The sequence below is a fragment of the Xanthomonas sp. WCS2018Noco2-27 genome, assembly GCF_031843525.1.
Lineage (GTDB): Bacteria > Pseudomonadota > Gammaproteobacteria > Xanthomonadales > Xanthomonadaceae > Xanthomonas.
Genome location: NZ_JAVTIK010000001.1, coordinates 946,575 through 958,862, shown reverse-complemented (window position 1 = coordinate 958,862; position 12,288 = coordinate 946,575). Strand labels below are relative to the sequence as shown.

Annotated in this window: 1 protein-coding gene; it reads right to left on the bottom strand. The window is 67.1% G+C overall.

Annotation, left to right across the window (positions count from 1 at the left end):
• Nucleotides 1-240: 240 nt before the first annotated feature.
• Nucleotides 241-12,282, bottom strand: coding sequence for a filamentous haemagglutinin family protein (locus RQH86_RS04250; protein WP_311260560.1), 12,042 nt, complete (start codon nt 12,280-12,282; stop codon nt 241-243).
• Between the last annotated feature and the right edge of the window lie 6 nt (nt 12,283-12,288).

Here is a 12,288-nt window from a genome sequence, read left to right as displayed (position 1 = left end):
CAGCGGATCGGATGGGTTTATCCGTGCGAGTTGAATGCGATTAACTATCGCAAACCCAGGCTGCGCTTCTTGCATTATGGTTGCGCGACAAAATTAAATTTCTTTTGTGACTTTGGTTAATTGCGACGAAATGCAACATTCATATTTCGACCGCATACGGATTTATGCGGGAATGTCAGATTTACTGCATTCGCACGGGGCAATATCTCCATTCGATGACGAGCGCAAGCGCTGACAGCATCACGGGGTTTTCCGGCAATTGGCATCGTTTTCAGGGCAGTCACCGAATCCCACCACCTGGACGGTGATGATCGATGGCGTGTCGGTGACAGTTGCCGGACGCTTGGCGACCTCGCTGGCGGCATCAGCCACTGCAGAGGCTGCATTGGATGCACTGCTGAGCGCACTGGTATTGACGCTGCGCGTACTACCAACTCCGACCGCATCGCCCTGGACCTGGATATTGTCTGCATTGGCAACGAACTGCGAGGCCACCACCAGATTGCCGGCGGCGCGAATACCTGCATCACCCGCGTCGACGGTGCCGCGCGGCGCAACCAGTACAGCATTTCCACGCGGATCGCGGGGATTGAGTTGCAGCGTGGCGATGCCGGCACCGCTCACCTGTCCACTGGCGTCCAGCATGCAGAACTGGTCCTGGTCGCACAGATAGCGGGCGCGAGCGCGCTCGGCACTGGTCTTGCTTCCCTTGCCGGCGTTGATGTCGCCGTTGGAGCTCCACACGGTCAGGTTGCCGCCGCGCTGGGTGAAGATTCGGCTCTGCGCGAGCAGCACGTTGGCATCGGTAAACAGGCCGATCTCCCCCTGGCCGACGGCCAGAATGCCTTGTTGCGCCGGGCCGATCAGCACATTGCCCTGTCCATCGACCACGCTCGGCGGGGCCAGCACGCTACCGATCTGCAGATCGCCGCCTGGGCCGAGCACACGGATGTCGCCGCCACGTTCGGTCTGCAAGGTCGAACCACGCATGTCCAACGCGCCGGTGCGCACGCGCTCACTGGCACCGTTGGCGCCGCCTTCCAGGTTGTTGCGCGTGTAGCCCAGGCTGGCCGGGAACAGCAGATCGATCGCGGCATAGCCGCGTGCGTACTTCTGGAAATCGGCACTGGCAGGATTGGCGTAGCCTTCGCCCACCTGTTTAAGCACGTCCAGAAAAACGCGCTCGGTCAGCAGCCTGCGGGTGCTGGCCGGCAACCGGTTGAAGGTCTGCCAGGCATCTGTTGCGGTCGCTGCCGCGGCCGGCCCGGTGTTGGCCTGCAACGCGGGGGATGGCTCGGTTCCGACACTGTCAGCCGAATGCAGGCGACTGAACGCGAGTAACCATTGCTGATACGTGGCGTTGCTATGTGCGCTGGACGGGTCCAGGTATTGCGCGGCGAAGGCATCGGCTTGTTCGCCATTGGCAATGCCGTAGCGCACCACCAAGTCCGCGCCTTCGCTGGGCAATCCGGTGTTGCTGCGGTTGCCGGTGGTACGGATGCCGCCGGCATTACGGTCGTTGAGCAATGCCGCGCTCAGCGCCTCGTTGGCCGAGGTGAGCGGACCAAGATTGCGCCCGGCCTGTACCTCGAAGGTGCCCTGGCCTGCAAGTTCCATCCAGCCCCAGCGCACCGCCTCGGTACTGGTGCTTTGATTGGCACCGCCCTGCACCGGGGTGTAGTAAATATCGCGGCCCGCTTGCACGCGGGTTATATCGCTCAGCCGGTAATTTTGCGCACGCAGATCCAGATTGACGATATCGCCGCCGGCACGCAGATCGGCGGGTTTGGGCAGCTTGATGGTCAGCGGATTGACCATGAAGCCATCCACCGCGTAGCCGCCGACCAGATCGCCATCGCGGCTGTACAGGAGCACCGGCTGGGTGTCTTGGCGATGCAGGTTGAGTTTGTCGGTTGCCGCTGCAGCGCTGTCGTCGCCGGCATAGGCGCCGGTTTCATCCAGCATCGCCAGTTCGAATTTGCGTCTGCCGCCGCTCAAGGTGTCGTCGAACAAGCGGATATCGTCCTGGGCCAGGATCTCCAGTTGCCCCTGCGCGGACGGATACAGCCGGCCGCTGGTTTCGATCTGGATGGCGCCACCATGCGCGCTTGCAGACAGCTGTGCGGGCAGAACGCTGTCGAATACGCTGTCGGTGAGGATGGCGCTGTCGGTGCCGCGACTCGGGTCGCGTTGCCCGTTGAAGAACAGCACGCCTGGCAATTTGAGCGTTCCCAATCGCACATCGCCATTGAGTGCATCGATCCCGACCGAGGAGGTCTGGCCGTAGTCGGTGGTCGCACGCGCGCTAGCGCCCAACAGCGGACCGATGCTGCCGGTGGCAGTGAGATAGGCGGGATTGACGATGGCGCCAAGCGCGACATCGCCACCGGCGTGCACGGCCCATTGGCCGTCCTGCACCGCCAGCACCGGGTCGACCGCGCTGCTCACGGTACGTGACGTGCCATTGATATCGAAGCCTTGCGCGCTCAGAGCAAATGCGCTGCCCAGACTGCCGCCGGCGCTCAGGTTGCCTTGTCCACGCGCGACGAAATAATCGCCGCCCAGCACATCGCGCCCGGCTTGGACATCGAGATCACCGCCGCCGTACGTCTGCCGGCCATCGGCCACCAGCTGGTAACTGGTCGGCAGGGAGACCGACAGTTCGCGGATATCGCGACCGGCCTGCACCGCCACGTCGCCACCGCTGGCCAGCACCCCCTGAGCGAAGCCGCCATAGTTGATGAGTCCGGCGCGTGGGGTGGTGCCATCGGTGTCCAACGGATTACCCACTTGCAACCAGGGCCACCAATACTGACCGACATAATTGCCGGTCACTCCGGTTCTGCTGCCGTCGCGATCGTAGATTTGGCGGTTGCCCAGAATGTCGCGCCCGGCCTGCAGCTGGATGTTGCCAGCAGCGTCGGCGTTGGCCTGCGCGCTGACGATCTGATCGGCCGCGCTGCCGTCATTGCGCACAACCCGGACATCGGTGCCGATCTCGCCATCGCCAGCGGGCCGGCCGGCGGTGTAGATGCTGGCCGGTGCATCGACGTCGGCAAAACGCAGATCGCGTGCGGCGGCGATCTGGATGCTGCCGGTTCCGGTACGCACTACGGTGGGAAGCAGCAGATCTTTCAGGCCGTCTTCCTGGTAGCGCTGGTGACCATCCAGCACCACGTCCGCAGTGCTGTCGGCGCGCAGCGCATCGGGACGAATGCCGGAAAAATCTGCGCCGGCGATGAGGCGGTAACTGCTGCTGTCGCCACCGATCAGGCTGGTGGTCGCCATCGGCAGCGGATTGTTGGCGTTGGCCTGCAGGGACGGCGTGTTCTGGGTGGCCGCCGGAAGCAGCGCTCCCAGCACTGGCAGCGCTGGTGCGGTGAAAGTGGGCAACGCGAACTCCCCTAGCGCGTTGTAGAACGCAGCCAGATCCAGCACGTAGCGCTCGTAATTGTTGAGGTATTGCGGGTAATCGGCGGGCGAGCTCGGCGCCGGTGGTGCCACCGGCTGACCGGGATAGTCCTGCACCGGGTAGCCCAGTTCGGGCGCGTAGTTGGCGATGAAACCGCCCAGCAACGTGTCGTAAGGCGGGAAGGTGCCTGCCCATTCCGGCTGCGATTTCTGCAGCATGGCCAGTAACTGCATGTACTGGCCGTAGTACTGCAGGGCCTGTTCCTGGTCGCCCCCCAGGCTGGACGGCGGCGCGGGAACCAGGCCGTCCAGGGTGGCGAACAGCTGGTCCTGCCCGAACGCGAGCACCGCCTGATAGCCGGAGTTCGCCGTGGGATAGCTGGCCTGCGGCCCGCCACCGCCAAAGGGGTTGCTGAGTTGATAGAACCCGTCGCTGAGGCTGGCCTTGACGATCACGGCCGATTCGGCGCGCAGGCTGACCGTGGGTGCGTTGCCGTTGTAGCGGAAATCCAGTTGATTGCGGTTGGCGCCGGCGCCAAGGTTCCAGTTGCTCAGCACGCGGATTTCGCCGCCGTTGAGGGTAGGGTCGGGGTTACGCAGTTCGATGCCCGGGCGGGCGTGCAGATTCGGCACATTCGCCAGACGCTGCTCGAACGTAAAGCCGGGGCGCTGCACAAAGCCCATCAAGGTGCCGGGTGTGCGCGCCGTATCGTCGGCATAGCCATAGAACTGCCGATGCGCGAGATTGGCGTTGTCGGGGGTAAAAAGATAACGGCTCAGGTAATCGGCGATCTGTTCCGGAGTGCTCGGCGCCACTGCGATCGGCGTGCCGGTCATGTCCGACCAACTCCCTGCTACCAGGCTGCCTTGTGCATCGTACCAGCCGGCCGGGTCGACGATGCCATCGAAATGCTTGGCCGTATCGGTGCTGGCGTCGGTGGTGCTCCACACCGCATACGCTTCAAGATCCACGCTACGCGCGCCGCGGATGCTGGCGCCATCGGCGACGGTGACGTTGACCTCGCCATCGTTCAACAGCGGCGTGCGGATCTGCACATCGCCACCGGACAGGCCACCGGCACTGCCGCCGGAGACATCCAGCACGGCAGCAGCACCGATGGCGATGGTGCCCGCCGCTGCGGCCTGCACATTCTGATAGCCGAACGCTGGATTCAACGAGCCATCGGCCACGCCGCTGCTGCCGAGCTGGATGCTGCCGCCGCGTTTGTCGGCGGCACTGCCACGCGCCAACAGCTGGCCGTCGATGGCAATGCCGTGGCGTCCCCACAAAGCGATGCTGCCGCCTTGCGTCCCGGAGGCATCGATGCGGCCGTCGATGCGCAGATTGCCATTGTCCGCATCGCGGCCGGCGACGGACGCGCCGCCGTCGGCGGTGAGGCTGACGCTGCCCGCACGCAGGCTGCGATCGGCCGACAGCCACAGGTTGCCGCTGCGCGCATGTACGTCGATTGCGCCATCGAAGCCGCCTGCGGCCAGTTGCGCGGCCAACGGATCCAGCGCGACCGGGCTGCCCGAATCCAGCACGAAACGCCCGCCGCGTCCCTGTGCGGCGGTGCCGTCGATGCGGCCGGGCAGGGTGACGCTGCCTTGCGCCGCTATCAGCGTCAGCGTGCCGGCGTCGGCCTGTGCTGGGGCGCTCACGTCGAGCCGGGTGGAAGCATCGGCAGACACATCGCCATGCGTGGCAGCGAGCGTGATGCTGCCGCCGGGCGTGGCCTGTACGCGGTCGAAGAACGTGTCCACAACGCCGGCCGCGTCCAGGGAAGCGCCATCGTGCAGGTGCACTGCGCCCTGGCTGCTGCGCAGCTGGATCGCCCCCGAGTTGGCGCGGATCAGCGCGGTGCTGTCAACACTGCCGCCTTGCAAGGTGATCCGGCCGCCCAACGGGCGAGCGGTGTCGCTGCTGCCTTCACTGCGCGCGAGCCGTAGTGCGCCGGTGGTGATCAATGCATGGTCGGCACCGGCGTCGGCCAGCAGCAACGGCGCGCGCAGGTCGACATCCACGGCGCCGAAATCGAATTCGCCACGGTCGCGCACCACCAACTTCTGGGTAGCCTCGATCGCGACCGCCGCAAAACCGGCCAGTTGCTTGTCGCCGCCTGCAAACGCCACCTCGCGCCCTTGCAGTCGCAGCAGACCGCTGCCTGCGACCACGCCGGCAGGATCGGCTGCAGCGCCCAGGTTGGACAGGGTCAGCCGATCGGCCTGCAGGCTGACCGAGCGACCATCGCCGATGAAGCGACCGGCGCTGAGGGTGAGTGCGTTGTCCACGCGCAGGTCCAGGCCACCGGCAAACGCCATGTCGCCATAGCTGTGCAGGCTGATCTGCCTGGCCTGCCCGAACTGGGCCAGGCTGGCCAGACCGAACACCAGCCCATCGGCATCGCTGCTGACCGCTTGTGTATCCAGGCGCACCCGGCCGGCGCTTGCATCGATCTGCTCGCCGCGCAGCACGGCGCCAGCGGCAATGGCGCTGGCGCCGGTGGAATCCAGCGTGAGCGCCGCACCACCCTCCAGGCGTGCTCCATCGCCGATCTGCAGCAACGCCTTCGACTGCGCGGCATCGGGCACATTGGCGCGCTGCAGCGCAACGGGACCCACGCCGGACAGGCGCAGCAGCGCACCGTCGCCGCTCTCTCCAGACGCCTCGCCCAGCAACAGCGGTGTGGCGACCCGCGCGTCACTGCCGGCCTGCGCCTGCAGCACGCTACCGGCATCGATGTAGACGCCGCTGCCACTGCTGTCGCCGCCAGCGGCCAGCAACAGCTCCGGTGCGCGCAACGCGGTATCGGCAGTGTTGCTGACCCGCACACGTTGCGATGTCACATGCACGCGCGTGCCCGCCGTGGTCTGCTCGCGCACGCCGCCCAGCAACAGGCTGCCGGCGTTCAGCGCATTGAGCGCACCGGCGTCGATCCCGACGTAGCCATCGCTGGCAACCTGCCCGCTACCAAGCACCTGCAGCGCACGTGCGGCAATGTCCACCTGCGCGGCGCTGCCGCCGTTGGCGGCCGCGGTGGAGAGCGTGGCGCCCAAGCCGAGCCGCTGCGTGGCTGCCAGAATCAGCTGCCCACCATCGCGTGGCAATTGGGCTGCCGCTTGCTGGCTGAGGCTGGCCTGCGCGTCGAAGAAGGCGCTGGCACGGGTGCTGGTGTACTCCGAATAGCGGCCCCAGGTCGCTGCCGACTGCACCTCGAACAAGTGCGCGCGCGCATTGCGCGTGCCGCTCAAGGTGTCGACCAAATGACCGGCCACCACAGCGGTGCCGTCGGGTGCCAGCAGGTTCTGCGCCGCCGTGGCATCGCTGCTGTCGGGCCGCATCACCACCCGGAAGGCGCCGGGCAGGGTGGCGTACCGGGCCGGCAGCAGGGTGTAGGTGCCGCTGGCCAGGCCAGGCACACCGTCCAGGTACACCGCACTGCCGGGTGCGGGTGCGCCCTCCAGGCGTTCGAACGGCGCATCGCTGGCGGCCAACAGCGATTGCGGGCCGGGCACGATGGCATACACGCGGCGTCCATCGGGGTACAGCGGCACCTGCGTGGCCGCGCCGCTGGCATAGCTGGTGTTGCTGGAGGCCAGCAGATCGCGACTGCCGCCGGTGCCCGATACCCACTCGCTGGCCAACAGATCGCCGCCGCCAGACAGGTCCACGCGCGCGCCGGGGGCCAAGGCCACCGCGTCGCCCGCAAGACGGATCTGTTTCTGTGGCGGGGCGGTCAGCGCAGCCGAGGTGCCTTGCACGGTGCCGTCGTAGCGCCACTGGCTGCCATCCACGGTGGTGCCATACGGCAACACTGCGCCTTCCAACGACACCGAGGTCAGGCTGCCGGGCTCCAGGCGAACCTCGCGCGTGGGCGTGGTGGCGCGGGTGCCGAAGACGGCATCGGCCGCGCCGTCTTCGGCGGCCTGGACGCCGAGTATCAGCCGGCCGTTGGGTGCGCGCAGGCGGCCCTCCTGCACGATGGTGGTGGCGTCCATGGCCAGCGTACCGCCGGCCGACAATGGCAGCACCGGCACATCACCGACTGCTTGCAGATGGATCTGGGTGTCGGCGCGGGTGCCGCTGGCATCCACCGCGCCCAGGGCACGCACCAGGAAGGTTTCGCCGCTACCCGGATACACCTGCGCGGCGCGCAGGGTCAGATTGCCGGAGGTCAGCAGGTCGCCGGCACGCGGGGTGGCACCGCCGGTGGCGTTCTGCGCATAGGCGTAGGCCACCGGGGTATGGAAGCGCAGCGCGCCGCTGCTGGACAGCAGCGTATTGCCAATTCCGTCGAGCGTGAACTGGCCGCCCACATCGATCTGCTGCGCCTGCACCGCCAGGGTGGTATCGCTGCCGGCTCGCGGCTGCGCCAGCGTGATCTCGCCGGCGCGCTGCAGGCGGTAGCCAGACAGGCCCACGTAGGCAGCGCCAAGATCGACCCGGCTGCTGTCGGCCAGTGACGAGAAGTCGGTTGCATTGCTGCGCAACAGCGCATAGGACGGCGCGTTGAACAGCAGCGCCCGCGACAACTGCAACGACACATCGCCGGCAAACCCGACCGGCACCAGCGGCCGCGCTTCGGTAGGCGCCAGGTCGCCAACCTGCAAGGTATCGATGCCGGCGCCGGTAAGACGGTCGGCGGCGAAATACAGCGGGCCCGGCGTGGCGGTTGCCAATGGCAGCGGCGCACCGGGTTGTGCGCCTTGCGGCAGGCGGCTGTCGTGCTGGGTGAAGATCACCCCGTTGGGTCCGGGCAGCAGCAGCCCGTTACCGGATTGCAGTTGCAGCGGCAGCAGCGACAAGCTGCCGTCGCGTTGTTGCGACGTGCCGCCGGCAGCCTGGATGCGTCCGTCGAAGAACAGGCCGGTGGCGGCGGCCAATGCCAACTGGCCGCCCGCACTGCCCACCGTCTGCGCCTGCAGCGGGTCGCCTGCGCCAATCAGCGCGCTGCCGCTGGGTAGATCCAGCGTGGCGGCGGCGCCGCGCAGATCCAGTTGGGCGCCAGCAGCGACGACAACCGCGCCGCTGTCGTTGCTGAGCGTGATGCTGCCACCATCGAGCACGCGGCCGCTGCGTGGCTGCACCAGCCCGCGCGCGCCAGGCCGCCATGCCGCCTGCGGGTCGAGCACCGCGACGCCGGACACATCCAGACGGCTGCTTTCGCCAAGCCAGACCGATTTGCCCGGCAGTGCATAGGCCTGGCCTTCGTCGATATCCGGCGGTGCGGACAGGCCCGAACTGGCCGAGGTGTCGCCGGAAAGCAGGATGTGGCCGCCCTGGGTCTGGATGCCGCCGAGCACCGTGACCTGGCCGCGCCCACCCAGCCGAACCGTCGCACCCGGGTCCAGCAGCAGCTGTGCGTCGCGCTCCATCCGCACCTGCCCGGTGCCGTCGTCCAGCGTCGGATTGCCGGCGACCCGGCCCAGATAATCGCCACCACGCAACGCGAAATCGGTGCTGGGACGATAGAACGGATCCAGCTGGCCCAGCGAGACGTAGCCATTGCCGCCGGCCTGCGCGGCACCGGCGAACACCGCGCTGTCGCTGGGCGCCGTGGGCAGTGTCTGCAAGTTAGCAAGCAGGCTGCGCTGGCTCACCCGCACCTGGCTGCCGGCGGCGATGCTGGCATCGTGCTCGGCGGCCAGATCGTAGCGACCAAAGCTGCCTTGCTCGAAGAATCCCGCATCCAGGTGCAGCACTCGCGGATCGGACGGCGCCTGGCCACCGATCTGCACACCGAACGCACGCAGGCTCAGGGTGCCGCCACCGGCAAAACTGTCTGCGCGCAGGCTGGCCGGATCGAACTGCAGCCGGCCGGCATTGTCGGCGCGCTGCAGGTCTGCGGTGTAGGTGGGCGAACCTGCGTTCTCGCCGGCCGGGCGTTGATAGGTTCGCAACGCGATGTCGCCGCCGTGTCCAAGCGGGCGGCCATCGCTGAGCGGCAGGCTGCCATCCGGTGCGACATAGCCGCCACCGGATGCATCCAGCACTGCGCCGGGTGCGATCAGCAGCGAGGCACTGACGTCGCGTCCGGTCGCCGAACCCGCATCGCCGATGGCCTGCTGCAGCGCGTCTAGCGTGATGCTGCCGGCATCGATAAATGCGCGGCCCTGTGGTTCCAGCGTGAGCCGGCGATCGTCGTTGACCCAACGTCCGCTCACGTCCAGGCGCGCGCCAGCGCCCAGCAGCAGGTCGCCGCGCTCCTGCGCGTCCACTGCATCCGGCCGCCAGTCCTGCGGCTTGACCAGCCCGCCACTGCTTTGCAGCGCAATGGTGCCGGCCCGCGCAATCAGCGCACCATCCACCTCGACACGCTGCGCCTGCAACGCAATGCGTCCGCCATCGCTTACCTGAAACTGCGCATCCGCATCCACTGCAATCACCGGCGCATTGCCGATCGCCACGCCGTGCAGGCCGCTGTCCTTGAGCATGCTGCTGGACAGCTGTGACCAGAACAGCGGGTTGTCGCGTTGCTGGGCATTGCCCTGGCTGCCGGGCAACGTCGAGGTTTGCGTGCCGATCTGCAGACCCTGCGGCATCTGCACGGCGGCGTCGACGATCTGCCAGCTGCGTGGATCGCGCGGCGCAACGCCAGACTGCCCAAGCGTGGTGTTGTACAAGGCCGCATCGCTGTTGATACCGAGCGTGCCGCCCTGCGGCATTGCACCGCTGGCGCGTTGATACCGCCCAGACACCGCGTGCGCCGAGATCTCGCCGGCCAGCACCGCCACGCCGGAGGTGCCCAGTGGCCGCCCGAGCGCGATATTCAACGCACCGCCATTGCCGCCCTGCAGATACTCGCTTTCGTAAAAACGGCGCGTCCCCAGCAGCGGATTGCCGAACTGTTCGCTCACGCCCCAGCGGGTGTGTTCGACCGTTTGCGATCCGGCGACGCCCAGATACTGCCGTGTGGGATCGGCGCTGGCCAGATCGTACAGGCGTCCATCGGCACCCAGCAGGCGCGCTGTTTCCACCATGCCGCCTTCGGTACGCAGATAACCGCCATCCAGCTGCACCTGCGCACGCGGGGCGATCACCAGATCGCGTGCCACGATGTTGACGGTGCCGCCATCGAGCAGGAGTTCATCGATGCTGCGCGGCACCTGGTCCACATACCCTTGTGCATTGAGCAGCGGGCTACCGACCCACGCCTGGCCATCGCTGCGAACGCCAGTTGCACGTCGATCGAACTGCAGCGACTGGCGGAACAGCACGCCGTCGCGTTGCAACGGCGCATCGGCCAATTCGTTCAAGCCCACGCGCGGGATGCGCACCAGATTGTCCTGCATGGCCTGCTGCACGTTGGCGATACCGGAGACATCGACCCGCGCACCGCTGTCGATCAGCAGGCGGTTGGTGAGGGCAGTGCGGCCACGCAGTTGCGCATTGCTGCTCTCGGCGGCCAGGCTGACAATGTCCACGGTGCCACCAGGCGCGAACGTCAGCGATTGCGGCTGCAGATGCATCTGCGCGCCGGCCAGCACCATGCGCGGGCCGACAAACGCCAGGTCCGAAGCAGCGCTGGAGGTGGTGGTTTCACCGTCGTGCTCGGGCAGTGTCGCGGTGACCGAACCGGGTGCCAGCACCAGCGAACCGCCCTTGTAACCGGCCAGGCTGTCGCCGAGTTGATTGTCCTGACTGAGCGCCAGCAGCATCACGCTGCCGGGGCGGCTGATGCTGGTGGTGGCCTGCACCAGGCCGCGTTGCTGCAACGAGTAACCGACCAGAGTGGCATTCCCGCGCGTCGCCGACACGATGCCGCTGTTGTCCAACTGACCAATGCCCGAAAGGTCGTTGCCGATCGGCGACAGAAAATTGCCAAAGCCCAGCGGCGCGCTCGTCCCGCTGCTGCCGAGCAGTTGTTGCAACTCCTGCGATTGCCGCAGGCCCAGCACCGCAGCCAGCAACGCCTGGCCGTCCTGCACGGTGACGCTGCCGGCATTGCTGACATTGGGCGCGGCGATCACGGTGTAGCCCTGGCTGCCAGTGGCCAGACGGGCACCGGCTTCGATGCGGATATCGCCCGGCATGCGGTCGGCGGCGGCCTCGCTACCGGTCAACACGACTCCGGTCTGGCCGGTGGGACCAAACAGGCCGCGATTGATGAACGTCTGGTCGCTGAGGGCACGGTTGGGGTCGAACAGATCCAGCGACGACACCAGCAACGAATGGGCATTGACCTGGCTGCCCGCACCGAACAGCACGCCGTTGCGGTTGAGCAGATACACCTGACCCTGCGCCTGGATGCTGCCAAGGATGCTGCTCGGCGCTGCGCCCGGATCGTTGACCCGATTCAGGACGATCCACTGCGCGGCTTCGCTGCCACCGGCCGACTGGTCGAAGCGCAACTGCGTGCGGCTGCCGACATTGAAGGTTTCCCAATTGAGGATGGCCTTCTTCTGGGTCTGGGTCACGGTCACCTGGGTGGTGCCATCGCTGACCTGTTGCGTCGGTGCCCTGGCGCCCAGCCAAACGTTGCGCTGGCCCAGCCGTGGGTCGCTCGCCAGCACCGTGCCGGGATCGATCTGCACGTTGTCCGGCACCTGCAAACCGCCACGTACCAGACCGTCGGGAACCGCTGCCTGCGCTGCAGCTGCCGCAGCACGCGCCGCAGCCTGCGTGGCGTCCAGGGCCTGGCGCGCTTGCGCGGCGCGTTGAAACGCCTGCAACGATTTCTGTGCCAGCGTCCCCGCTGCGGCGGCCTGCACGCCCTGCTGTTGCGCCGCCTGCGCGGCCTGCACAGACGGGTCGGCTCCACGTCGCACGAACGGGCTGGATTGTGCATGCGCCTGATCGAACAGCGCCGTCGAGATCGCCGCGCTCAACAGGAACACGCGCAGGGGACGGGAGCGACGTTTGCGGGTCATGACAAA